The organism is Kitasatospora sp. NPDC001547, from assembly GCF_042894165.1.
GTDB lineage: Bacteria > Actinomycetota > Actinomycetes > Streptomycetales > Streptomycetaceae > Kitasatospora.
Genome location: NZ_JBIAVL010000044.1, coordinates 1 through 24,834, shown reverse-complemented (window position 1 = coordinate 24,834; position 24,834 = coordinate 1). Strand labels below are relative to the sequence as shown.

The following is a 24,834-nucleotide window of genomic DNA, read 5'->3' as shown; positions in this document are numbered from 1 at the left end:
GCCCGGTTACATTCCGAACCCGGAAGCTAAGCCTTACAGCGCCGATGGTACTGCAGGGGGGACCCTGTGGGAGAGTAGGACGCCGCCGAACAATTTTTCCAAAAAGCCCCTTCCCGTCCGGGAAGGGGCTTTTTGCGTTACCCTCTGCCAATGCAGAACCTGACCCTGACCTGGCAGTCCGCCGGGGCCGCCGCGATCGGCCTCCATGCGAGCGCGTACGCCATGGCGAAGGGCCGGAAGCCGGTGCTGTCCTCGCTGTTGCGGGAGGCCGGCACGCTGCTGGCGCTGTTCGCGCTCTGGCAACTGGTCGGGCACCTCTCGGTGATGAGTACGGACCACGCGCTGGACCGCGCGAGCTGGATCCACCACGCCGAGCAGGTGGTCGGGCTGCCGGACGAGGCCTCCTGGCAGAAGGCGGTGACGCCGTACCCGGTGCTGGTGAGGCTGGCGAACTACTACTACGCGGTCATGCACTTCGCCGTCATGCTCGGCGTCCTGCTCTGGGTGTTCGTACGGCACCGCGAGCGTTACGCGTGGGTGCGCAACACGGTGGTGATCACGACCGCGGTCTGCCTGCTGGTGCAGTTCGTCCCGGTGGCGCCGCCGCGGATGCTGCCGGAGAACGGCTTCGTCGACGTGGCCGCCCAGTACGGGCAGTCGGTGTACGGCGGTGCAGTCGGCGGTGTGGTGGTGGCGGACCAGTTGTCGGCGATGCCCTCGGTGCACGTCGCCTGGTGCGTGCTGGCGGCGGTCGCGGTGATCCGGGTCTCGCGCAGTTCACTGCGTTGGGTGATGGTGCTGCACCCGGTGCTGACGGTGGCGGTGGTGGTGGTGACGGCCAACCACTTCTGGCTGGACGGCATCGTGGCCGTGGTGATCCTGCTCCTCGCCTACGCCGTGCTGGCGCTGTCGGCACGCCGACGGGGCCGGGCCTCCGCCGAAACGGAGTTCCGGCCCCGCGGCACCGCCGGGGAGCGGCTGGAGCAGGTCGGTTGAACCGGGGCTGATCCACGGCGCTCCCGGGCCGGTCACTTGACCGGCAGGGCGATCCTCCCCCAGGAGCCGTTGCTCAGTGCGGAGGTGGCCCAGTACCAGGCGGCGAGCCCGGAGACGGCCGCGATCCAGCCGGCGGCCTTGGCCAGGCCGCCGTAGCCGCCGAAGGAGCCGATGGCGGAGAGCACCAGGGAGAGCGTCAGCAGGCCGTAGACGGCGCGCCCGATCAGGTTCGCGCCCCAGCTCGCGGCGGTGAGGGAGAGGGCGAGCAGGGCCCACAGCAGCAGGAAGAGGCCGGCGGCGTTCTTGCCCGCCCCGCCGGCCGCGGACCAGGTCGCCCAGAAGGCGCCGAGGCTGGTGAAGGCGGTTCCGGTGAAGCCCTCGCCGCCGCGGAGCTGCCAGAGCCCCGCGATGAAGAGGGTGGCACCGCCGAGGACATGGGCGAGGTGGGCCGCGCTCCCGACTCCGGCGCCGTGCAGGACGCCGGTGGAGAGCAGGCCGTAGGCGAGCAGTGTGAGACCGAGCGCGAGGTAGCCGAGGCTACCGGCGTCGGCTCCGGTGGAGCGGGCGTTCGTTGCCCCGGTAGCGTCGTTGCTCACCGGAGGCTCCTTTCACTCTGGGCGCGCGCAGGGCGCAGTGACGCTGTGGTGTCGTCTCGATGAGTGGATGCGCGCGACCGCGCCGAGGGCGCACGGCGGTGAGCGTGCGCGGGCTGCGGTCGGAAGTGAGGGGCCGTCGGAAGTGACGGGCCGGCGCAGAGCCGCCGGTCACGTCCCCGCCGGAGGGAATCTCCGGTGGGATCGGTCTACCCGACCCGATCCGCTTGTACCATTGTGAATATAACAATTTGTGACTGCGTCAGCCGGGGCTCACACCTGGCGCTGGGTGGGCACCCGCAGGGTCAGGATCGCCATGTCGTCGGACGGCGGCTCCGGGGCGAAGCGCTCGACGGCCCGCTGCACCCTCGCCGCGACCGCCCCGGCGGTCAGGCCCGTGCAGCCGGTGAGCACCTCGGCGAGACCGTCGTCGCCCAGCATCCGCCGGCCCTCGCGGCGTTCGGTGACGCCGTCGGTGACGCAGAGCAGGACCTCGCCGGGGGCGAGCACCAGGTGCTCGGCGGTGAGGTCGAGATCGTCCATGACACCGAGCAGCGGCTGCGGGGTGGCGGCGCGGTCGACCTGGCCGTCGGTGCGCAGCCGCAGCGGCAGCGGATGGCCGGCGCAGACCAGCGAGAGCTCGGTGCTGCCGTCCGGGCGGGGCGTCAGCTCGCCGTAGAGCAGGGTGAGGAAGCGGCTGCGCGCGCCCTCGTCCAGGATGGCCGCGTTGAGCCGGCGCAGCACCTGCGGCGCGTCCAGGCCCTCGCGGGCGAGCAGCCGCAGCGAGTGCCGGGCCAGGCCGGTGACCGAGGCGGCCTCGGGCCCGGTGCCGCAGACGTCGCCGATGGCGAAGCCGTAGGTGCCCTCGCGGATGGTGAACAGGTCGTAGAAGTCGCCGCCGACCTCGTTGCCCTCGCCGGCCGCCTGGTAGTAGACGTCCACCTCGACGCCGGGGATCTCCGGCAGGTCCGGCGGGAGCAGGCTGCGCTGGAGGGCCTGGCTGGTGGCGGTGCGCTCGGAGTAGAGGCGGGAGTTGTCCAGGGCCAGGGCGGCCCGGCGGGAGAGGTCCTCGGCGAGTTCGAGGATCTCCTGGCGGAACCGGACGCCGGCCGGGACGCCGAGCACCAGCAGGCCGATGACCCGGTTGCGGGCGGTCAGCGCGAGGACGACGGTCTCGCCGAGCAGGCCGGCGAGTTCCGGGCTGTCGACGAGGCCGCCGGCCTCGGCGGTCTCGGTGGGGGCCGCCCAGAACCGGACGCCGCCGTGGGTGGGGCCGGCCTCCGGGGCGGGGGTCTTGTCGAGCAGGTCGCGCAGCGGGTCGATGCGGTCCTCGTCCTCGTGCAGGACGAAGGCGAGCCGGGCCGTCGAGGCGTGGTCGGCGGTGGTGTAGACGGCGCACCAGGAGGCGAGGGTGGGGACGGCCATCTGGGCCATCAGCGCGAGGGTCTGCTCGTGTTCGAGGGTGCCGGCCAGCAGGTCGGAGGCCTCGACCAGGAAGGAGAGCGAACCGCGGCGCAGCTGTTCGAGCTCGGTCAGCCGGGTGCTCTCGACGGCGAGGGCGACCCGGTCCGCGGCGAACTGGAGGCGCAGCGCGTCCTCGTTGTCGTAGCGGCCGGGCACGGCGGCGGCGATGCCGAGCGAGCCGATCAGCCGGCCCTCGACCTTGAGCGGGACGGTGACCAGGGAGCGCATGCCGCTGTCGGAGAGCAGGGGCAGGCCGGTGGGCCGGGCGGAGAGGTCCTCGTGGACGGAGGGCAGCCGGGCGGAGTCGTAGCGGTTGCCGGTCCCGACCGGGAAGCGGGCGTGCCGGCGGTGTCCGGCGGTGAGGCCGGTGGCGGCGCGGACCTCGAACTCGGCCTCGTCGTCGGTGGTGAGCAGCAGGTACGCGGCGTCGCCGTCGAGCAGGTCGCGGGCGCGTTCGACGGTGCGCTGGAGCAGGGTGTCCAGGTCGTCGGTGGGGACCGGGCCGGCCAGCAGGTCGAGCCGGGCGCCGGCCGGGTCGGGGCGCTCGCCGGGCAGGGCGCGGGCGGGGGAGCGCAGCACCGCGCGGTCGGGTTCGAGGACGAGCAGACAGAGCGTGGAGGGGACGCCCACGGTGTCGCGCAGCCGGACCTGCACGCCGTACACCTCGACCTCGCGGCCGTCCTGGCGGCGGACGCCGTAGCCGCCCTCCCAGCGGGCCATCCGCAGGGTGTCGGTCAGGCCGAGGCCGCGGGCGGGTGACTGCGGCCAGACCGCGAGGTCGGCCCAGGGGCGGCCGAGGACGGTGGTGGCGGGGTACTGGAAGAGCGCCTCGGCGTCCGGGTTCCAGGCCAGTACCCGGCCGTCCTCGTCGAGTTGGACGACGGCGACGTGCACCGGGCCGGGGCCGCTGGGCAGGTCGCTGCCGGGGGTGGCGGGAACGGCGTAGCGGGTCCCGAGCACCTGTGCGGGCAGTGCGAGGCGGAACCAGACGGTCTTGCGGCCGGCCGCGTACTCGACGCCCCACCGCTCGGAGAGGGCGGAGCACATCAGCAGCCCGCGGCCGCCCTCGCCGTCCGGGTCGGCGTAGCGGTCGGAGGCGTTGACCGGGCCGTGGCCGAGCGAGGGCAGACCGCGCTCGGGGTGGTGGTCGGTGACCTCGATCCGGACGCTCTGCTCCTCGCGCAGGCAGCAGACCTCCGCGGCGGTGCCGGCGTGCACGACGGCGTTGGTGACGAGTTCGCTGACCAGCACGACGGCGTCGTCGACGACCTCGGGCAGGCCCCAGCCGAGCAGCGCGTCCCGGACGAAGCCCCGTGCGGCGGCCGCGGACCGGCCGTCGGGGTCGAAGGTGGCGGCTGCGCGCGCGGTGACCACGTTGCCACTTCTCCTCTGCTGCTCTTGCCCTGGCTGTCCGGGGGTGCGGCGCCGACTCCCGGTGCGCGCCGTCGGGGTGGGCGGCGGCGCTGGGTCGGGTCGTGGCCCGGTGCAGCGCTCCACCCTACTTTCCGCTTGGTTCCCCGTGGGGGCGGGGAGCCGAAACAGGCACCAGAGGGTGATTCTGCCCACCTGTTTCGGGCGGTGCGGTACGAACCGAGCGCAACCGGCCGTTCACCCGGCGCCGTTGCTGCCAGACTGGGGGGTCCGCGACGGCCGGTGGGAGCAGTACGGTCGTCTGGGTGCCGGCGCGTCCAGGGCCGCCGGTACGCAGCCCAGCCGGGCCGGTGCCCGGGTGCGTGCCGCCCCGGCACGGCCGGTCACCGGACAGTTCACGATGTGGGAGGGGCCCGTTGAGTTCGGCCACCAAGGACGCAACCGGAACGACGCCGCCCGCTCCGCGCGGTGGGCGCCCCGGGGCCGTGCCGCGGAACGCGGCCGGCCGTCGGGCGAGCCACAACCGTGGTGCGGAGCCCGCCGAGCTGCGCAAGCTGCTGTCGGCGCTGACCGCGATGCGGGACGGCAACTTCCGCCGCCGACTGACGGTGCCGGGGGACGGGCCGCTGGCCGAGATCGCCGCGGTGTTCAACGAGGTCGCCGAGCGCAACCAGCACCTGACCGGTGAACTGGCGCGGGTCCGGCGCGCGGTGGGCCGGGAGGGGCGGCTGAACGAGCGGCTGGAGACCGGTGCGGGCGAGGGCGCCTGGATGGCGGCGGTCGACAACTGCAACGCGCTGATCGACGACCTGGCCCGCCCGATGGCCGAGGTGGGCCGGGTGCTCACCTCGATCGCCGAGGGCGACCTGGACCAGAAGATGGAGCTGCGCTCGCTGCACAGCAACGGGGTGAGCCACCCGCTGCGCGGCGAGTACCTGAAGATCGGGCGGACCGTCAACGGGCTGGTGGACCAGCTCTCCGAGTTCACCGACGAGGTGACCCGGGTGGCCCGCGAGGTCGGCACCGAGGGCAAGCTCGGCGGCCAGGCCAAGGTCCGCAGCGTCTCCGGCAGTTGGAAGGACCTGGCGGACTCGGTCAACACCATGGCGGGCCGGCTGACCGCCCAGGTGCGCAACATCGCCCAGGTGACCACGGCGGTGGCCAAGGGAGACCTGTCCCGCAAGGTCACCGTCGAGGTGGCCGGCGAGATGCTGGAGCTGAAGAACACCGTCAACACGATGGTGGACCAGCTGAACGGGTTCGCCGCCCAGGTCACCACGGTGGCCCGGGACGTGGGGACGGAGGGTCGGCTCGGCGGTCAGGCCCAGGTGCCCGGGGTGGCCGGGGTCTGGCGGGACCTGACCGACTCGGTGAACTTCATGGCCGACAACCTGACCGGCCAGGTCCGCAACATCGCCCAGGTGACCACGGCGGTGGCCCGCGGGGACCTCTCGCAGAAGATCGAGGTGGACGCGCGCGGCGAGATGCTGGAGCTGAAGAACACCATCAACACGATGGTGGACCAGCTCTCCGGCTTCGCCGAGCAGGTGACCCGGGTGGCCCGCCAGGTGGGCACCGAGGGGCGGCTCGGCGGTCAGGCGCAGGTGCCCTGGGCGGCCGGGGTCTGGCGGGACCTGACCGACAACGTCAACTTCATGGCGAACAACCTCACCGATCAGGTGCGCAACATCGCCCAGGTGACGACCGCGGTCGCCAAGGGCGACCTGTCGCAGAAGATCCAGGTGGACGCGCGCGGGGAGATCCTGGAGCTGAAGAACACCATCAACACGATGGTGGACCAGCTGGGCGCCTTCGCGGACGAGGTCACCCGGGTCGCCCGGGACGTCGGCACCGAGGGCATCCTGGGCGGCCAGGCCAGCGTGCCCGGCGTGGCCGGCATCTGGAAGGACCTGACCAACTCCGTCAACCTGATGGCCAACAACCTGACCAGCCAGGTCCGGAACATCGCCGAGGTGACGACGGCGGTGGCGCGCGGCGACGTCTCCAAGAAGATCACCGTCGACGCCCGGGGCGAGATCCTGGAGCTGGTGACGACCGTCAACACCATGGTCGACCAGCTGTCGGCGTTCGCCGACGAGGTGACCCGGGTGGCCCGTGAGGTGGGCACCGAGGGCATCCTGGGCGGCCAGGCCCGGGTGCGCGGGGTGTCGGGCATCTGGAAGGACCTGACCGACAACGTCAACTTCATGGCGTCGAACCTGACCGGGCAGGTGCGCAACATCGCCGAGGTCGCCGGTGCGGTGGCCCGCGGCGACCTCTCCAAGAAGATCTCCATCGACGCGCAGGGAGAGGTGGCGGCGCTCGCCGCGACCCTCAACACCATGGTCGACCAGCTGTCCTCCTTCGCGGTGGAGGTCACCCGGGTGGCCCGCGAGGTGGGCACCGACGGCACCCTGGGCGGTCAGGCGAGCGTGCCGGGCGTGGCCGGGATCTGGAAGGACCTGACCGACAACGTCAACCTGATGGCCAACAACCTCACCGGCCAGGTGCGGAACATCGCGCTGGTGATCACGGCGGTCGCCCGCGGCGACCTCTCGCAGAAGATCGACGTCGACGCGCGCGGCGAGATCCTCCAGCTCAAGACCAGCATCAACACCATGGTCGACCAGCTCTCGGCGTTCGCCGACGAGGTCACCCGGGTCGCCCGCGAGGTGGGCACCGACGGACGGCTCGGCGGCCAGGCCCGGGTGCCCGGCGTGGACGGCACCTGGCAGGACCTCACCGAGTCGGTGAACGAGCTGGCCAACAACCTGACCCGGCAGGTGCGCGCGATCGCCCAGGTCGCCACCGCGGTCACCAGGGGCGACCTGAGCCTGCGGATCGACGTGGACGCCGCGGGCGAGCTCGACGAGCTCAAGGACAACATCAACCAGATGATCGCCAACCTGCGCGAGACCACCCGCACCAACCAGGAGCAGGACTGGCTCAAGACCAACCTGGCCCGGATCTCCGGCCTGCTCCAGGGCCGCCGGGACCTGGAGGCGGTCGCCTCGCTGATCATGACCGAGCTGACCCCGGTGGTCTCCGCCCAGCACGGCGCCTTCTTCCTCGCCCAGCCGGCCGGCCGCACCGCCGAACTGATCACCGAGGACGACGACGAGAACGACACCGTGCTGCGCCTGATCGGCAGCTACGGCTACCAGCGGCGGGCGATGCCGACCACCTTCCGGCCCGGCGAGTCGCTGATCGGCCAGGCCGCGGTGGAGAAGCGGGCGATCATCCTCAAGGAGGCGCCGCCCGGGTACCTGAAGATCGCCTCCGGGCTCGGCGAGGCCTCCCCGGCCCACATCGTGGTGCTGCCGGTGCTGTTCGAGGGCCGGCTGCTGGGCGTGATCGAGCTGGCCACCTTCAGCTCCTTCACCACCGTCGCGCTGGACTTCCTGAACCAGATCGCCGACCTCATCGGCGTCACCGTCAACACCATCAGCGTCAACACCAAGACCGAGGGCCTGCTGCTGGAGTCCCAGCGCCTCACCGCCGAACTCTCCATGCGGTCCGCCGAGTTGGAGGCCCGGCAGGAGGAACTGGAGCGCACCAACGAGGAGTTGCAGGAGAAGGCCGAGCAACTCGCCCAGCAGAACCGCGACATCGAGATCAAGAACGGCGAGATCGAGGAGGCCCGGCAGGTCCTGGAGGAGCGCGCCGAGCAGCTCGCCCTGGCCTCCCGGTACAAGAGCGAGTTCCTCGCCAACATGTCGCACGAGCTGCGCACCCCGCTCAACTCGCTGCTGATCCTGGCCAAGCTGCTCTCCGACAACAACGAGGGCAACCTCTCGCCCAAGCAGGTCGAGTTCGCCGACACCATCCACGGCGCCGGCTCCGACCTGCTCCAGCTGATCAACGACATCCTCGACCTGTCCAAGGTCGAGGCCGGCAAGATGGACGTCCGCCCGGCCCGGATCGCCCTGGTCCAGCTGGTCGACTACGTCGAGGCGACCTTCCAGCCGGTCGCGCTGGACAAGAACCTGGACTTCGCCGTCCGGGTCTCGCCCGCCCTGCCGGTCACCCTGCACACCGACGAGCAGCGGCTCCAACAGGTGCTGCGCAACCTGATCTCCAACGCGGTGAAGTTCACCGACGCCGGAGCCGTCGACTTCTCGATCCGCCCGGCCGGCCGGGACGTCCCGCAGCACGTGCGCGAGCGGCTGCTGGAGTCCGGCTCGATCCAGGGCCCGGACGACGAGCTGATCGCCTTCGCGGTCTCCGACACCGGCATCGGCATCCCCGGCAACAAGCTGCGGGAGATCTTCGAGGCGTTCAAGCAGGCCGACGGCACCACCAGCCGCAAGTACGGCGGCACCGGCCTCGGCCTGTCCATCAGCCGCGAGATCGCCCGGCTGCTCGGCGGCGAGATCCACGCCGAGAGCGAGCTGGGCAAGGGCTCCACCTTCACGCTCTACCTGCCGCTGCGCACCGAGGCCCCGGAGAGCGCCGGCGAGCCGCGCCAGACCGCGCCGAACGGCCTGGCGGCCCGCGCCTCGGTCGGGGTGACCCCGGTGGGCCTGCCGGTGCCGGTCGGCGAGAACCCGGCCGACCACTGGGCCCAGGAGGTCCGCGAGCTGGCCGAGGAGCGCCGCCGCGGCGCGGTGGAGCGCCGGCGCGCCGCCGCCCTGGAGAGCGCCGCCGGGCCCCGGACGGTGGAGCCCGCACCGCCCCGCCCGGTCAACGGCGACCGGCGCTTCGACGGCCAGCAGGTGCTGATCGTGGACGACGACGTCCGCAACGTGTTCGCCCTCACCAGCGTGCTGGAGCAGCACGGCCTGACCGTGCTGTACGCCGAGAACGGCCGCGAGGGCATCGAGATGCTGGAGCAGCACGAGAACGTGGCGCTGGTCCTGATGGACATCATGATGCCGGAGATGGACGGCTACGCGACCACCGAGGCGATCCGCCGGATGCCCCAGTTCGCCGGCCTGCCGATCATCGCGCTGACCGCCAAGGCGATGAAGGGCGACCGCGAGAAGTCGCTGCAGGCGGGGGCCACCGACCACATCACCAAGCCGGTGGAGACCGACCACCTGCTGTCGGTCATGCGCGAGTGGCTGAACGGGGACCGCGCGTGACCGCACGGGGAGGCGTGAACCCGGACCGGACCCTGCGGTTCACCCCGGCCCGGCGGTCGGCTTGCTGGCGGTCGGGCCCGGGAACCGGGTAGGGTCACCGATCGTTGCGAACAGTGACCGGACGGCGACACGCTGCTGAGCGTGCGCCGGAGCACTGGCTGCGCGCCGCTCCGGATCGGGTCACGACGGGGCGATGTGCCGGGCGAGGGGGTGCGGCTAGCATGACCGGGGTAGCGGTGGGCGGTACGCGGGTGCCTGCACCGAGCGGCAGGCAGGCGACAGGAGGGCGAGCCCTGATGCAGAAGGCCAAGATCCTCCTGGTCGACGACCGACCGGAGAACCTGCTGGCGCTGGAGGCGATCCTCTCGGCCCTGGATCAGACGCTGGTGCGCGCGGCCTCCGGCGAGGAGGCGCTCAAGGCGCTGCTCACCGACGACTTCGCGGTGATCCTGCTGGACGTCCAGATGCCGGGGATGGACGGCTTCGAGACCGCCGCCCACATCAAGCGCCGCGAGCGCACCCGGGACATCCCGATCATCTTCCTGACCGCGATCAACCACGGCCCGCACCACACCTTCCGCGGTTACGCGGCCGGTGCGGTGGACTACATCTCCAAGCCCTTCGACCCGTGGGTGCTGCGCGCCAAGGTCTCCGTCTTCGTCGACCTGTACGCGAAGAACTGCCAGCTGAAGGAGCAGGCCGCGCTGCTGCGCCTGCAACTGGAGGAGGGCGGCGACGGGCAGTCCCTCGGCGGGGTGCTGCTGGGCGAGCTGTCCGCCCGGCTGGCGGCGGTCGAGGAGCAGGCGGAGGCGCTCGGCAAGCAGCTGGACGGCGGCGAGGACGCCGGGGCGGCCGCCACCGCCGCGCACCTGGAGCGCAAGCTGGCGGCGCTGCGCCGGGCCCTGGACGCGATGCGCCCCGGCAGTTCCTGATCCCCCGCCGGCGGTTCACCCGTCCGGGTGGTCCGACGCGGCGACCGGGTGAATCCGGATCAGGGTGACGGTGTGTCGGCGACACGTCCGGGCGCCCGGACTCGGGCGCATGTGCAGTGGTCGCCCGCCCCGGTAGGCTGCTGACCCATGGCCACTCGCACGCCCGGGAACGCAGCACGTAAGACGAGTCCGGGTCCGTCCAAGAAGGCCGCGGCGAAGGCCCCGGGCAAGCCGCCCGCGAAGAAGGCGGCGGCGAAGAAGGCGGCTCCCGCGAAGAAGACGGCGGCCAGGCCGGCCGCGCCCCCGCCGAAACCGTCCAGGTCGGTGCTGATGGGCGCGCTCAACGCGCTGGCGAGCCCGATAGCCGCGATCTTCCGGGGCTTCGGCGACGGGGCCAAGAACCTCGACCCGGCCCACCGCAAGGACGGCGTCGGCCTGCTGCTGTTCGCGCTCGCGCTGGTGACCGCGGCCGGCACCTGGTTCAGCCCGCAGGGCTGGCTGGGCGAGGCGGCCACCGCCGTGGTGTCCGGGCTGTTCGGCCGGCTCGACGTGCTGGTGCCGTTCCTGCTGGCCGCGATGGCGATCCGGCTCTGGCGCCACCCGGAGCTGCCGGAGGCCAACGGCCGGATCATGATCGGGCTGAGCGCGCTGCTGGTCGGCGTCCTCGGCCTGGTCCACATCGGCTGCGGCGCGCCCATGATGGGCAGCGGCGCCTCCCGGATAAGGGCGGCCGGCGGGATCATTGGCTGGGCCGCGTCCACCCCGATGATGGCCGCCGCCGGCCCCGCCCTCGCCGTTCCGCTGCTCCTGCTGCTGGCCTTCTTCGGCCTGCTGGTGGTCACCGCGACCCCGGTCAACCGGATCCCGGAGCGGCTGCGGTCGATCGGCGTACGGCTCGGGGTGGTCGAGCCCGGGCCGGAGGACGGGCACTGGGGGCGCACGCCGGAGCGCGAGCTGTCCACCGACCCGCCGGAGGACGCCGACCCCGACGCGCTGCCGTTCACCGTGGACTCCGACGGTGACGACCCCTCGGACGAGGTGGCCGCCCGCCGGCGCCGCCGCCGGCGCAAGCCGGCCGAGGAGCCGGGGGACGCCGAGCGGATCTCCCTGGACAAGGAGCCGCCGGACCCGTACGCCACCCGCAACCTCGCCGCCGGCGCGGCGGCCGACCTGGACGGCGCGCTGGTCTACGGCGTGCCCGCCTCCTCCGCGGTGGCGGACATGATGCACCAGGTGCAGGACCGGACCGCCCCGCCGGAGGAGGCCGCCGTCCCGGCCGCCCGCAGCGGCGGGGTGGGGGCGCCCGAGGGGCACGGCGAGGCGCCGGTGCGGATGGAGCAGCTCCAGCTCGGCGAGGGCGTCACCTACGCGCTGCCCTCGCTCGACCTGCTGGAGCGCGGCGGCCCGGCCAAGGCCCGCAGCGCCCTCAACGACGAGGTGGTCGCCCAGCTCACCAGCACCTTCGCCGAGTTCAAGGTGGACGCCCGGGTCACCGGCTTCACCCGGGGCCCGACGGTCACCCGCTACGAGGTCGAGCTCGGCCCGGCCGTCAAGGTGGAGCGGATCACCGCGCTCGCCAAGAACATCGCGTACGCGGTGGCCAGCCCGGACGTGCGGATCATCAGCCCGATCCCGGGCAAGTCCGCGGTCGGCATCGAGATCCCCAACCGGGACCGCGAGATGGTCAACCTCGGCGACCTGCTGCGCTCGCGCACGGCCGCCGAGGACCCGCACCCGATGGTCGTCGGCATGGGCAAGGACGTCGAGGGCCACACCGTGATGGCCAACCTCGCCAAGATGCCGCACATCCTGGTGGCCGGCGCGACCGGCGCGGGCAAGTCCTCCTGCATCAACTGCCTGATCACCTCGATCCTCGCCCGGGCCACCCCGGACGAGGTGCGGATGGTGCTGGTCGACCCCAAGCGGGTCGAGCTGACCGCGTACGAGGGCATCCCGCACCTGATCACGCCGATCATCACCAACCCCAAGAAGGCCGCCGAGGCCCTCCAGTGGGTGGTGCGCGAGATGGACATGCGCTACGACGACCTCGCGGCGTTCGGCTTCCGGCACGTGGACGACTTCAACGCGGCGGTGCGGGCCGGCAAGGTCACCCCGCCGCTGGGCAGCGAGCGCGAGCTGACGCCGTACCCGTACCTGCTGGTGATCGTCGACGAGCTGGCCGACCTGATGATGGTCGCGCCGCGCGACGTCGAGGACTCGGTGGTCCGGATCACCCAGCTGGCCCGCGCGGCCGGCATCCACCTGGTGCTCGCCACCCAGCGGCCCTCGGTGGACGTGGTCACCGGCCTGATCAAGGCCAACGTGCCGTCTCGGCTGGCCTTCGCGACCTCCGCGATGGCCGACTCCCGGGTCATCCTGGACCAGCCCGGCGCGGAGAAGCTGATCGGCAAGGGCGACGCGCTCTTCCTGCCGATGGGCGCCAGCAAGCCGATCCGCATGCAGGGCGCGTTCGTCACCGAGGCGGAGATCGCCAAGGTGGTGCAGCACTGCAAGGACCAGCTGACCGCCGTCTACCGGGACGACGTGATGGTCGGGGGCGGGCCGAAGAAGGAGATCGACGAGGAGATCGGCGACGACCTGGACCTGCTGATCCAGGCGGCCGAGCTGGTGGTCTCCACCCAGTTCGGCTCGACCTCGATGCTCCAGCGCAAGCTCCGGGTCGGCTTCGCCAAGGCGGGCCGGCTGATGGACCTGATGGAGTCGCGCGGGATCGTCGGCCCGAGCGAGGGTTCCAAGGCCCGCGACGTGCTGGTGAAGCCGGACGAACTGGACGGGGTGCTGATCACCCTTCGGGGCTGACCGCCTGGGCCCGAGCGGGGCCCGGGCCGTGTCCTGACCGAGGTGTCACTCGTTCGGTGGAGGGTAGGCGGCGTGCGGGGAACCGAACGTGCGTACACCGCGTCACACGGCGGAAAGCGGACCCCGGGACCCACACGCGGCTCCGCCGACGTCCCGTCAGCGGAGTGTCGGACCCCGGTGAGAACGGGTATGCGCATTCGGGCCCGTTCCGCTTGAGAAACGATCCGCCCCCGCCCCTAGACTGTTCCCCAGCAGGTGGCCATCCGCTCGAAAGGCGTGCCCCGTGACCATCGGCAAGTCCTCCGATCGCGAGAACACCATGCCGTCCCCCGAGCCGGCCGACGACGTGGTGCAGGCGGCCGATGCCCCGAGCATCGGCCGGATGCTGTCCACCGCCCGGATCGACGCGGGACTCACGGTGGACCAGGTGAGTACCGCCACCCGGGTGCGGGTGCCGATCGTCCATGCCATCGAGGAGGACGACTTCGCCCGCTGCGGCGGCGACTTCTACGCCCGCGGGCACATCCGCCTGATCGCCCGGGCGGTCGGCCTGGACGGCGAGGCGCTGGTCGCCCGGTACGACGCCGCGCACGGCGGCTCGCCCGCCGCCAGGCGCCCGTCGACCCAGCTGATCGACAGCGGCCCGATCAAGGTGCCCCGCCGCGGCCGGCCGAACTGGGCGGCCGCCATGGTCGCCGCGATCGTCGCCGTGGTCGCGCTGATCGGCTTCAACCTGGTCAGCGGCAAGGACGGGCGCGGCACCACCGGCTCGGCCAGCGCGCCGCTGCCCAGCGGCTCCGGGACCGGCTCGGTGGCCCCCGCCGCCACGCCCACCGTCCAGCCGCCGGCGCCCGCGCCGAGCGCCGCCGCGATCGCCGCCGTCCCCGCCGACAAGGTCACCGTGAAGCTGGTCGCCGAGGGCACCAGCTGGGTCTCGGCGATGGACGGCACCGGCAAGTCGCTGTTCCAGAACAACATCAGCAGCGGCCAGGACCAGACCTTCACCGACCCCAAGCAGATCAAGCTGGTGCTGGGCAACGGCGGGGCCGTGCACGCGTACGTCAACGGGAAGGACCTCGGCCTCCTCGGCAAGGACGGCCAGGTGGTGCACGTCACGTACACCCCCGGAGACCCGCAGGCAGGCTGACCACAGGGGTCGGAAGGTCCACCGATGATCAGCTGATCCGAGGCGCGCGGCCTCCGGGGCGAACGGCACCGGAGCCCGCGCGTTAATCTTGGCCCTATGCCTGAACGCCGCACTGTCGCCCTTGTCACGCTCGGATGCGCCCGCAACGAGGTGGACTCCGAGGAACTCGCCGGGCGACTGGAAGCCGACGGCTGGTTGCTCGTCGACGACGCCACCGACGCGGACGTCGCCGTCGTCAACACCTGCGGCTTCGTCGAGGCCGCCAAGAAGGACTCGGTGGACGCCCTGCTGGAGGCCAACGACCTCAAGGGGCACGGCCGCACCCAGGCCGTCGTCGCCGTCGGCTGCATGGCCGAGAGGTACGGCAAGGAGCTCGCCGACGCCCTCCCCGAGGCGGACGGCGTCCTCGGCTTCGACGACTACGCCGACATCTCCGACCGCCTCCAGACCATCCTGTCCGGCGGCCACCACGCCCCGCACCTGCCGCGCGACCGCCGCAAGCTGCTGCCGATCAGCCCGGCCGAGCGGCAGACCGCCGCCGAGGCGGTCGCCCTGCCCGGCCACGGCGCCGAGGCCGCCGCCGAGCCGATCGCCGACCTGCCCGACGGCGTCGCCCCGGCCTCCGGCCCGCGCACCCTGCGCAAGCGGCTGGACGACAACCCGGTCGCCTCCGTCAAGCTCGCCTCCGGCTGCGACCGGCGCTGCTCCTTCTGCGCCATCCCGGCCTTCCGCGGCTCCTTCATCTCCCGCCGCCCCTCCGACGTGCTGCACGAGGCCCAGTGGCTGGCCGGGCAGGGCGTGCGCGAGATCGTCCTGGTGAGCGAGAACAACACCTCGTACGGCAAGGACCTCGGCGACATCCGGCTGCTGGAGACGCTGCTCGGCGAGATCTCCGCGATCGAGGGCGTCGAGCGGGTCCGGGTCTCCTACCTCCAGCCGGCCGAGATGCGCCCCGGCCTGATCGACGCGATGACCGGGACCACCGACGTGGTGCCCTACTTCGACCTGTCCTTCCAGCACTCCGCGCCCGCCGTGCTGCGCCGGATGCGCCGCTTCGGCTCCACCGACCAGTTCCTGGAGCTGCTGGGGACGATCCGCGGCAAGGCCCCGCAGGCCGGCGCCCGGTCCAACTTCATCGTCGGCTTCCCCGGCGAGACCGAGGAGGACTTCGCCGAGCTGGAGCGCTTCGTCACGCACGCCGGGCTGGACGCGATCGGCGTCTTCGGCTACTCCGACGAGGACGGCACCGAGGCCGCGACCTACGACGGCAAGCTCGCCGAGGACGTGATCGCCGACCGGCTGGACCGGCTGAGCCGGCTGGCCGAGGAGATGACCGCCCAGCGGGCCGAGCAGCGGATCGGCACCGAGGTCGAGGTGCTGATCGAGTCGATCGAGGACGGCGTGGTCGAGGGCCGCTCCGCCCACCAGGCCCCGGAGACCGACGGCCTGACCACCCTCACGGGTGTCGAGGCCCCCCGGGTCGGCCAGTTCTGGCGGGCCAAGGTGGTCGCCAGCGAGGGCGTCGACCTGATCGCCGAGGCGCTGGAGCAGGTGCGGGTGCCCGGGACCGCGGGGGCCGAGGCCTCGGGAGCCGGGGAATGACCAAGGGGCCAGGCGCCCCGGCCGCGGCCCACCCGGGCAGACCGGTGGCCGCGGCGCCGTCGACCCCGGGGGTCTGGAACATCGCCAACGTGCTCACGATGGTCCGGGTGCTGCTGGTGCCGGTCTTCGTGGTGCTGCTGTTCGCCGACGGCGGGCACGACCCCAAGTGGCGCTCGGTCGCCTGGGCCTCGTTCGCGATCGCGATGATCACCGACCTGTTCGACGGTGAACTGGCCCGGCGCAAGGGCCTGGTCACCGACTTCGGGAAGATCGCCGACCCGATCGCCGACAAGGCGATCATGGGCTCGGCGCTGATCGGCCTCTCACTGCTCGGCGACCTGCCCTGGTGGGTCACCGTGGTGATCCTCTCCCGCGAGCTCGGCATCACGCTGATGCGGTTCTGGGTGATCCGCTACGGGGTCATCCCGGCCAGCCGCGGCGGCAAGCTGAAGACGCTGACCCAGGGCACCGCGGTCGGCATGTACGTACTGGACCTGACCGGCTGGCTGGCCACCGGGCGGGCCGTGCTGATGGGGCTGGCGGTGCTGCTGACCGTCGGCACCGCGCTGGACTACATCGGGCAGGCGCTGCGACTGCGCCGCGAGGGGCGGGCCGCGGCGCGGCCGGGCCGCTGAGCTACGGGGGGACCGGGTGGCGGAGCGGGACTACGAACTGGCCGAGCGGGCGCACGCCGCGCTACGGGCCGAGGGCGGCACGCTGGCCGTCGCCGAGTCGCTGACCGGGGGTCTGCTGGCCGCCGCGCTGGTGGACGTCCCCGGCGCGTCCGCGACCTTCCGGGGCTCGGTCACCGCGTACGCGACCGAGCTGAAGGCCTCGGTGCTCGGGGTGGACGAGGGCCTGCTGGACGTGTACGGGCCGGTCCACCCGGTGGTGGCCCGACAGATGGCCGAGGGCGTACGGGGACTGCTGGGGGCCACCTACGGGCTCGCGACGACCGGGGTGGCCGGGCCGGACCCGCAGGACGGGCAGCCGGTGGGCACCGTACACCTGGCGGTCGCCGGCCCGGGTGGAACCCTGGTCAGTTCACCCCTGCTGTCGGGGGGTCGTGCCACAATCCGTCACGAAGCGGTGACCGCCGCGCTGGAGCTGCTGGTCGGTCGGTTCGTAGGCTAGGAGGCCGCCGGGGCGGGATCTCCACCGAACCGAGATCTGCCGGGCTGGCGCGCGGGCATGGGACAGCTGGAGGATCGTGTTACATCCAACACCCTGGTTGGGCAGAAACCAGGTGGCGAACGAGTTGCGTGACGGTGACCGGGTGGGTCGCTACGGGTACCACGAGGGGCCCGCGAACCCGGGTGCGACACCGGAACGAGGAGGGGGACGGCCTTGCAGCCCAGAGTGAACACGACCAGGGTCCCCGCACGCGAAGCGGGCAAGGCGGTACGGTGGGGACGTGACATCTCGATCCGCAGTCCGAGGAGGGAGGCACCGATGATCCTGCTCCGTCGCCTACTGGGCGATGTACTGCGTCGGCAGCGCCAGCGCCAGGGCCGCACACTCCGCGAGGTGTCGGCGGCCGCCAGGGTTTCGCTCGGATACCTCTCCGAGGTCGAGCGGGGACAGAAGGAGGCCTCCTCGGAGCTGCTCTCCGCCATCTGCGACGCACTCGACGTCCGGATGTCCGAGGTCATGCGCGAGGTCAGCGACGAACTGTCGCTCGCCGAACTTGCGGCGATGGCCACCCTCTCCGAAGGTGATCTGCTGAGGCCGGTGCTCGAACCGGTTCCGCTGCCCGCCCCCGGCACCGACCGGGCGAACATGTCGCCCAAGGCCGCCGCGATGGACGTGGTCGCCGCCTGATCCCGGCCTCGACTCCCGGGCGCCCCTGCCCGGGGCGAGCGAAGGGAGGGCGGTCGTGCGAACAGACGCGCAGACGCGCCCGAGAGCCCGAATACGGGCCAGGGTGCGACTGTTCCTCCGGGTACGGCGTCCGGTGCGGTGGGTCCTGGTGGTCTCGGCGGCCGGGGTCGCCTGGTGGCTCCTGGCGGTCCGGGGACAGCTGACCGACGGTGCGGTGCTGGGGCTGCTCGCGGCCGGCGGCTGGGGACTCGGTCTCATTCCGGTCCACGCCGACTGGAGCGAGACCGGACCGGCCCGGCGCAGGCGCGCGGAGCCGGCGGCACCGGCGCAGGCGCAGCCCCCGCCGAACGGGTGATTCGACGTGGCCGGAGGCCGCGGGGTTCTCGGCCCCGCGGCCTCCGGCTTTCGGTGCCCCGGCTCAGGGGCGCAGGCGCAGGCCGCGCGGGGTGGCGTGGAAGCCGGCCTCCTCCAGGGCGTGGCCGAGGGCCGAGCCGAGCGCGGGCTCGCCGTTGGCCCGCTCGACCGTGACGCTGCCGAGCGCCCCCTCCCGGACGGCGGCCGCGAGCGCCCCGGCCGCCAGTGCCCGGCTGGCCCCGTCCTCCGGCCAGGCCAGCAGGGACTTGCCGCCGCGCTCGACGTACAGCGCCAGCTCGCCGTCCACCAGGACCACCAGGGCGCCCGCCTTGCGGCCCGGGCGGTGGGCGGTGGACTCCTTGCCGCCGGGGGAGGCGGGCGGTTCGGGCCAGGGCAGGGCGGCGCCGTAGGCGTTGGCCGGATCGGCGGCGGCCAGCACCAGCGTCTGCGGCGGCTCGGCGGCCGGGGCGGCCGGCCACTCGGCGGCCCGGGCCCGCTCCAGCCGGCCGTTCACCGAGCGCAGCCGGTCGGCCGCGCCCTCCATGGCGAACTGGGCGCCGCCCAGGCCCTCGACGAAGTAGCCCCGGCGGGCGCGGCCGCGCTCCTCCATCGCGGCGAGCACCCGGTACACCCCGGCGAAGCCGCCGGGCACCCGTTCGGCCGCCACCGTGCCCCGGGTGAGCAGGCCGTGCCGGTCCAGCAGGCTCTGCGCCTGGGCGGTGGCCCGGACCGTCGGGTCGGCGGCGGAGGCGGGCAGCAGCGACCAGCGGCCGGCCACCGTCGGCGGGCCGCTGCGCAGGGAGCCGCCGACCCGGCCGAAGGCCCGGCCGGCGCCGCCGTAGCGGCCGCGCGGGGTGGACCGGGGCGCGCGGTGGGCGGTGGCGCCCGCCGTCCGGCCGGAGCCGAGCAGGGCGCGCAGCGGGGCGAGGGTGTCGTTGGTGACGTAACCGGCCCAGACGAGGTCCCAGAGCGCTTCGACGACCTCCGGCTCGGCCGTCCCCTCCGGCAGCTGCTGGACGAGTTGGCGGAAGAACAGACCGTAGCCGCCGGCCAGCGCGGACATCAGGGCGCTGTGCACCGGGGTGAGCGCGGGCGGGACGGGCTCGGGGCGCAGCAGGTGGGCGTTCTCGGCGAGGTGCAGGCTGAGCCAGCCGTCCTTGCCGGGCAGGGCGCCGGCCCCGCACCAGCCGACCTCGCCGGCCGCCATCAGCTCGTCCAGCAGGCCGGGGGAGTAGTCGGCGAGCCGGGCCGGGAGGATCAGCTTCTCCAGCGCGGAGGCGGGCAGGGCGGTGCCCTGGAGCTGCTCGACCACCCGCAGCAGGCCGTCCGGGCCGCGCAGCCGGTGGCCGGCCAGGTGCTGCCACTGGGGCAGGAAGGCGGCCAGGGCGCGCGGCGGGACCGGTTCGACCTCCTGGCGCAGCGCGGCCAGCGAGCGGCGGCGCAGCCGGCGCAGCACCTCGGCGTCGCACCACTCGGCGGCGGTGTGCCACTCGGGGTCGGTGTGGCTTCCGGCGGGCCGGAACTGGCCCTGGACGAGGCGGCCGGCGGCGGTCATGCGGTGCAGGGTGCCGGTGACCACGGCGGTGCCCAGGCCGTAGCGGTCGGCGGCCTCGGCGGCGGTGAACGGGCCGTGGGTCCGGGCGTGGCGGGCGATGAGGTCCCCCAGCGGGTCCTTGACCGGCTCGGTGAAGGCCTCGGGGACGCCGACCGGCAGCGGGGTGCCGAGGGCGTCGCGCAGCCGTCCGGCGTCCTCGATCGCGGCCCAGCGCCGCTCGCCGGCGATCCGGACCTGGATCACCCGGCGGGCCGCCTCCAGCTCCAGGGCCCACAGCGGCTCGGCGCCGCGGAGCGTCAACTCGGCCTCGCTGAGCGGGCCGAGCAGGCGCAGGGCGTCGGCGACGCCCTCGGCGTCCCTGATCCGCCGTTCGGGGGTGAGGCGCTGGAGCTCGGCCTCCAGCTCGGTGAGCACCTGAGGGTCGAGCAGTTCGCTCAGCTCGGCCTGGCCGAGGAGTTCGGACAGCAGCCGGGAGTCGAGCGAGAGGGCGGCGGCGCGGCGCTCGGCGAGCGGGGAGTCGCCCTCGTAGAGGAACTGGGCGACGTAGCCGAACAGCAGCGAGCGGGCGAACGGCGAGGGCTCCGGGGTGGTGACCTCGACCAGGCGGACGGCGCGGGACTCCAGATCGCGCATCAGCTCGACCAGGCCGGGGACGTCGAAGACGTCCTGCAGGCACTCCCGGACGGCCTCCAGGACGATCGGGAACGAGCCGTACTCCGAGGCGACTTCCAGCAGTTGGGCGGCGCGCTGGCGCTGCTGCCAGAGCGGGGTGCGGCGGCCGGGGTTGCGGCGGGGGAGCAGCAGGGCGCGGCCGGCGCACTCCCGGAAGCGGGAGGCGAACAGGGCGGAGCCGCCGACCTGGTCGGTGACCAGCTGCTCGATCTCGCCGGGGTCGAAGAGGGCGGCGTCGGCGCCGACCGGGGCCTCGTCCGGGGCCGACTGCTCCGCGGGGGCGCTGAAGTCGAAGTCGAGGGAGAGCAGGTCGGCGTCGGGCAGGCGGAGCACGATGCCGTCGTCGGCGTGCATGACCTGGGGGTCCAGACCGTGCTTCTCGCGCAGCCGGGCGCCGAGGGCGAGCGCCCAGGGGGCGTGCACCTGGGCGCCGAAGGGGGAGTGGATGACGATCCGCCAGTCGCCGAGCTCGTCCCGGAAGCGTTCGACCACGATGGTGCGGTCGTCCGGGAGGTGGCCGCAGGCGGTGCGCTGCTCGGCCAGGTAGTCCAGCAGGTTGGCGGCCGCCCAGTCGTCCAGGCCGGCCTGCTTGAGCCGCTCGGTGGCGGCCTCGGGCTGGAGGGCGCCCAGTTCGCGGGTGAACGCGCCGAGGGCGCGGCCGAGTTCGAGCGGCCGGCCGAGGGCGTCGCCCTTCCAGAACGGGAGCCGGCCGGGGACGCCGGGGGCGGGGGTGACCAGCACCTTGTCGTGGGTGATGTCCTCGATCCGCCAGGAGGTGGTGCCGAGGGTGAACACGTCGCCGACGCGGGACTCGTAGACCATCTCCTCGTCGAGCTCTCCGACCCGGCCGCCGCCCTTCTTCGGGTCGGTCCCGGCGATGAAGACGCCGAACAGGCCGCGGTCGGGGATGGTGCCGCCGGAGGTGACGGCCAGCCGCTGGGCGCCGGGGCGGCCGGTCACCGTACCGGCCACCCGGTCCCACACCAGCCGGGGGCGCAGCTCGGCGAAGGCGTCCGAGGGGTAGCGGCCGGCCAGCATGTCGAGCACGGCGTCGAAGGCGGACTGCGGGAGGGAGGCGAAGGGCGCGGCGCGCCGGACCACGGCGAGCAGGTCGTCCACCGGCCAGGCGTCCAGGGACGTCATCGCGACCAGCTGCTGGGCGAGCACGTCCAGCGGGTTGCGCGGGATGCGCAGCGCCTCGATCCGGCCGGCCCGCATCCGCTCGGTGACCACCGCGGACTGCACGAGGTCGCCCCGGTACTTGGGGAAGAAGACGCCGGTGGAGACCGCGCCGACCTGGTGGCCGGCCCGGCCGACCCGCTGCAGGCCGGAGGCGACCGAGGGCGGGGACTCGACCTGGACGACCAGTTCGACGGCGCCCATGTCGATGCCCAGCTCCAGGCTGGAGGTGGCGACCACGGCGGGCAGCCGGCCGGCCTTCAACTCCTCCTCGACGAGCGAGCGCTGCTCCTTGGAGACGGACCCGTGGTGCGCCCGGGCGATCACCGGGGGCACGCCCTTGGCCGCGCCCGAGCCGCCCATCAGCTCGGCGGGGGCGTGCGCCTCGGGGACGGCGGTGCCGGTGGCGCGCTCGTGGGCGATCTCGTTCAGCCGGTTGCACAGCCGCTCGGCCAGGCGGCGGGAGTTGGCGAAGACGATGGTCGAGCGGTGCGCCTCGACCAGGTCGACGATCCGCTCCTCGACGTGCGGCCAGATGGACGCGCCCCCAGCCTGGCGGCCGGGAGGTGCCCCCAGCCGCTGCGGGTCGCTGCCGGCGGCGCCGCCGGTGGCCGGGGCGGCGGGCAGGTCGTCCAGGTCGGGGACGGGGACGACCACCGAGAGGTCGAAGTCCTTGGCGGCGGCGGGCTGGACCACGGTGGCGCCGCGCTGGGGGCTCAGGAAGCGGGCCACCTCGTCGACCGGGCGGACCGTCGCGGACAGGCCGATCCGGCGGGCCGGACGGTCCAGCAGTTCGTCCAGCCGCTCCAGGCTGAGCGCGAGGTGGGCGCCGCGCTTGGTGCCGGCGACGGCGTGCACCTCGTCCAGGATCACCGTGTCCACGCCGCGCAGGGCGTCCCGGGCGGCGGAGGTGAGCAGCAGGAACAGCGACTCGGGGGTGGTGATCAGGATGTCCGGCGGGTGGGTCGCGAAGCGGCGGCGGTCGGCGGCCGGGGTGTCGCCGGAGCGGATGGCGACCTGGACCTCGGGCTCGGGCAGGCCGAGCCGGACGGCGGCCTGGCGCAGGCCGGCCAGCGGGGCGCGCAGGTTCCGCTCGACGTCCACCGCGAGGGCCTTGAGGGGTGAGACGTAGAGGACCCGGCAGCGGCGCTTGGACTCGGCGGGGGGCGGGGTGCTGCTGAGCCGGTCGAGGGCGGCGAGGAAGGCGGCCAGCGTCTTGCCGGAGCCGGTGGGGGCGACCACCAGGACGTCCGTCTCCCGCTGGATAGCCTGCCAGGCCTCGGCCTGGGCGGCGGTGGGGGCGGAGAAGGCACCGGTGAACCAGGCCCGGGTGGCCGGGGCGAAGCCGGCCAGGGGGTCGTGGGCGGGCGGGGTCGGGTGCTGGGGCGCCATGCCCCCATGGTGCCGGGTGGGACTGACAAGTGGGGTGGGGGCGGAGGGAGGGGGAGGAGGTGGGGCGGGGCGTGGGGTGCAAGCTGGGGGGCAGAAACGGTGATCCGCTCATATGGTGAGAAATCGGATGCTTGATCCATCCGTGACCCATCGGACCGACGAGTGGAGACCGTGCGATGGCGCAGGCGTACCCGCCGGGCAGGACCGCCCGCGCCGCCCGTCGCCGCCGGGTCCGCGGGCCCGCTCGGGCACTGCTCGCGATGCTGCTCCTGGCGCTCGTGGTGGGCGGCGCCGTCCCGTACGTGTCGGGGCCGGGGCGGGCCTACCTCAGCTACCTGGTGCTGGCCGAGGGCGAGGACGCCGCCGGCGCGGCCCGGGCCGGGAAGGAGAGCCGGGCGGCGGGCGGACAGGTGGTCCAGGAGTACCCGCAGATCGGGGCCGCGCTGGTGTACGCGACCGGCCCGTTCGCCGACCGGGTCCGGGCCCGGCCCGGGATCGCCGCGGTCGGGGCCACCAGGACCGCGCCGGTGGTCGCGCCGCCCCGGGCGGTGGCGGGGGCGGGGGACTTCACGGCGGGGACGGACCGGGCGGCCGACGGGGGGCGGGGTGGAGACGGGGTCGGCGGGCGGGGTGGGGACCGGGGGGACTCGGGGACCGTCACGGTGCCCGACCCGGGGGAGGGCGGGGCCTGGAACCTCGCCATGGTCGGGGGCGCCGGCGGCCGGGCGGGAGACGCCTCGGCGGTGTCCGCGGCAACCGCGCCGAGCGTGGAGGCGCTGCACAAGGTGCTGGTCGCGGTGCTGGACTCCGGGGTCGACGACACCCACCCGGACCTGCGCGCCGCCGTCGACCCGAAGGCCTCCGCCTCCTGCGCGGACGGCCGGCCCGACGCCCGCACCGGCGCCTGGCGGCCCGACGCCGGGGTGGTCGAGAGCGGCCACGGCACGCACGTGGCCGGGATCGTCGGCGCCACCCGGGACGGCCACGGCGTCACCGGGGTCGCACCGGGCGTGCGGATCGCCGCCGTCCGGCTGCTCGGGCCGCTCGGGCAGTACTACGCGGAGAACATCGTCTGCGGCATGCTCTGGGCCGCCGACCACGGGGCCAAGGCGATCAACAACAGCTACTTCGCGGACCCGTGGAAGTACAACTGCCCCGAGGACCGGGACCAGGCCGCGCTGGTCGCGGCCGTCGGACGGGCCGCCGGATACGCCCAGCGCAAGGGGGCGGTGGTGGTGGCCTCGGCGGGCAACGACGGGCAGGACCTCGGCGCCGCCCGGACCGACGAGCGGAGCCCCAACGACCGGGTCTCGGGGCCGGCGCCCGTCCGCCACCTCGGCACCGAGTGCGTACGGCTGCCCGGCGAACTGCCCGGGGTCGTCACCGTCACCGCGGTCGACCGGGACGGGCACCCGGCGGGGTACTCCAACTACGGGCGCGGGCGGGTCTCGCTGGCCGCGCCGGGAGGCGATCCGGACGGCGGGACGCAGGGGGCGGTCGTCTCCGACTGGCCGGGCGGGCAGTACGCGGCGCTGGCGGGGACCTCGATGGCGGCCGCGCACGTGACCGGGGCGGTGGCGGTGGTGGCGGCTCTGCATCCGGAGCTGGGGGCGGACGGGTTGGCGGGGGTGTTGGCGGGGGCGGCGGCGGGAGGGTGTCCGGTGGGGGGTCGGGGGTGTGGGGAGCGGGGGTATTTCGGGGCGGGGGTGTTGGTGGTGCCGCGGTGAAGGGGGGTTTCTGTTCGGGGTTCGGGCTTTCGGGAGGGTGGGGGGCCGGGGGGGGGGGGGGGGGGGGGGGGGGGGGGGGGGGGGGGGGGGGGGGGGGGGGGGGGGGGGGGGGGGGGGGGGGGGGG

14 protein-coding genes and 1 rRNA gene are annotated in these 24,834 nt (G+C 73.8%); 12 read left to right on the top strand and 3 right to left on the bottom strand.

The window, feature by feature from the left end; genetic code table 11:
• Both rrf and ACFY0X_RS36305 read left to right on the top strand, forming a co-directional pair.
• Positions 1 to 91: ribosomal RNA gene (gene rrf / locus ACFY0X_RS36310) — 5S ribosomal RNA — on the top strand; the annotation flags it as partial.
• 59 nt (positions 92 to 150) lie between these two features.
• Positions 151 to 996 (top strand): phosphatase PAP2 family protein, encoded by an 846-nt coding sequence (locus ACFY0X_RS36305; protein WP_387760788.1) that lies wholly within the window; start codon positions 151 to 153, stop codon positions 994 to 996.
• A gap of 32 nt (positions 997 to 1,028) precedes the next feature.
• On the opposite strand, the gene ACFY0X_RS36300 is transcribed toward ACFY0X_RS36305, so the two are convergent.
• Positions 1,029 to 1,592: an acetate uptake transporter gene (locus tag ACFY0X_RS36300; protein WP_387760787.1), complete on the bottom strand. Its 564-nt coding sequence runs from the start codon at positions 1,590 to 1,592 to the stop codon at positions 1,029 to 1,031.
• A gap of 270 nt (positions 1,593 to 1,862) precedes the next feature.
• Positions 1,863 to 4,550: a SpoIIE family protein phosphatase gene (locus ACFY0X_RS36295; RefSeq protein ID WP_387760786.1), complete on the bottom strand. Its 2,688-nt coding sequence runs from the start codon at positions 4,548 to 4,550 to the stop codon at positions 1,863 to 1,865.
• Positions 4,551 to 4,999: 449 nt separating this feature from the next.
• Between ACFY0X_RS36295 and ACFY0X_RS36290 the strand changes: the two genes are divergently transcribed.
• The 9 genes from ACFY0X_RS36290 (at position 5,000) to ACFY0X_RS36250 (ending at position 18,185) form a co-directional block, all read left to right on the top strand.
• Entirely contained in the window at positions 5,000 to 9,508 is a 4,509-nt protein-coding gene (locus ACFY0X_RS36290; protein WP_387760790.1) for a HAMP domain-containing protein, read from the top strand.
• A gap of 293 nt (positions 9,509 to 9,801) precedes the next feature.
• The gene (locus tag ACFY0X_RS36285; protein ID WP_387760789.1) at positions 9,802 to 10,440 is read left to right on the top strand and encodes a response regulator; all 639 of its coding nucleotides are present in this window, start codon (positions 9,802 to 9,804) and stop codon (positions 10,438 to 10,440) included.
• 147 nt (positions 10,441 to 10,587) lie between these two features.
• Complete coding sequence (locus ACFY0X_RS36280; protein ID WP_387760785.1) at positions 10,588 to 13,260, top strand: DNA translocase FtsK; 2,673 nt, start codon at positions 10,588 to 10,590, stop codon at positions 13,258 to 13,260.
• Positions 13,261 to 13,543: 283 nt separating this feature from the next.
• Positions 13,544 to 14,407, top strand: coding sequence for a helix-turn-helix domain-containing protein (locus tag ACFY0X_RS36275; RefSeq protein ID WP_387760784.1), 864 nt, complete (start codon positions 13,544 to 13,546; stop codon positions 14,405 to 14,407).
• Between the two features lie 96 nt (positions 14,408 to 14,503).
• A complete protein-coding gene (gene rimO / locus ACFY0X_RS36270; protein ID WP_387760783.1) occupies positions 14,504 to 16,009 on the top strand; it encodes a 30S ribosomal protein S12 methylthiotransferase RimO in 1,506 nt (501 codons plus the stop codon).
• A complete protein-coding gene (gene pgsA, locus ACFY0X_RS36265; RefSeq protein ID WP_387760782.1) occupies positions 16,006 to 16,644 on the top strand; it encodes a CDP-diacylglycerol--glycerol-3-phosphate 3-phosphatidyltransferase in 639 nt (212 codons plus the stop codon). Before rimO ends, pgsA begins: the two co-directional genes overlap by 4 nt.
• Before the next feature lie 16 nt (positions 16,645 to 16,660).
• Positions 16,661 to 17,143 (top strand): CinA family protein, encoded by a 483-nt coding sequence (locus ACFY0X_RS36260; protein ID WP_387760781.1) that lies wholly within the window; start codon positions 16,661 to 16,663, stop codon positions 17,141 to 17,143.
• 318 nt (positions 17,144 to 17,461) lie between these two features.
• A complete protein-coding gene (locus ACFY0X_RS36255) occupies positions 17,462 to 17,830 on the top strand; it encodes a helix-turn-helix domain-containing protein (protein WP_049660741.1) in 369 nt (122 codons plus the stop codon).
• A gap of 103 nt (positions 17,831 to 17,933) precedes the next feature.
• On the top strand, positions 17,934 to 18,185 hold the full coding sequence (locus ACFY0X_RS36250) for a hypothetical protein (protein ID WP_387760780.1): 252 nt from the start codon (positions 17,934 to 17,936) through the stop codon (positions 18,183 to 18,185).
• 63 nt (positions 18,186 to 18,248) lie between these two features.
• Here ACFY0X_RS36250 and ACFY0X_RS36245 read toward each other — a convergent pair whose 3' ends face one another.
• Positions 18,249 to 22,982, bottom strand: coding sequence for an ATP-dependent helicase (locus ACFY0X_RS36245; protein WP_387760779.1), 4,734 nt, complete (start codon positions 22,980 to 22,982; stop codon positions 18,249 to 18,251).
• A gap of 176 nt (positions 22,983 to 23,158) precedes the next feature.
• On the opposite strand from ACFY0X_RS36245, the gene ACFY0X_RS36240 reads away from it, so the two are divergent.
• Positions 23,159 to 24,709 (top strand): S8 family serine peptidase, encoded by a 1,551-nt coding sequence (locus ACFY0X_RS36240; RefSeq protein WP_387760778.1) that lies wholly within the window; start codon positions 23,159 to 23,161, stop codon positions 24,707 to 24,709.
• The last annotated feature ends 125 nt before the right edge of the window (positions 24,710 to 24,834 follow it).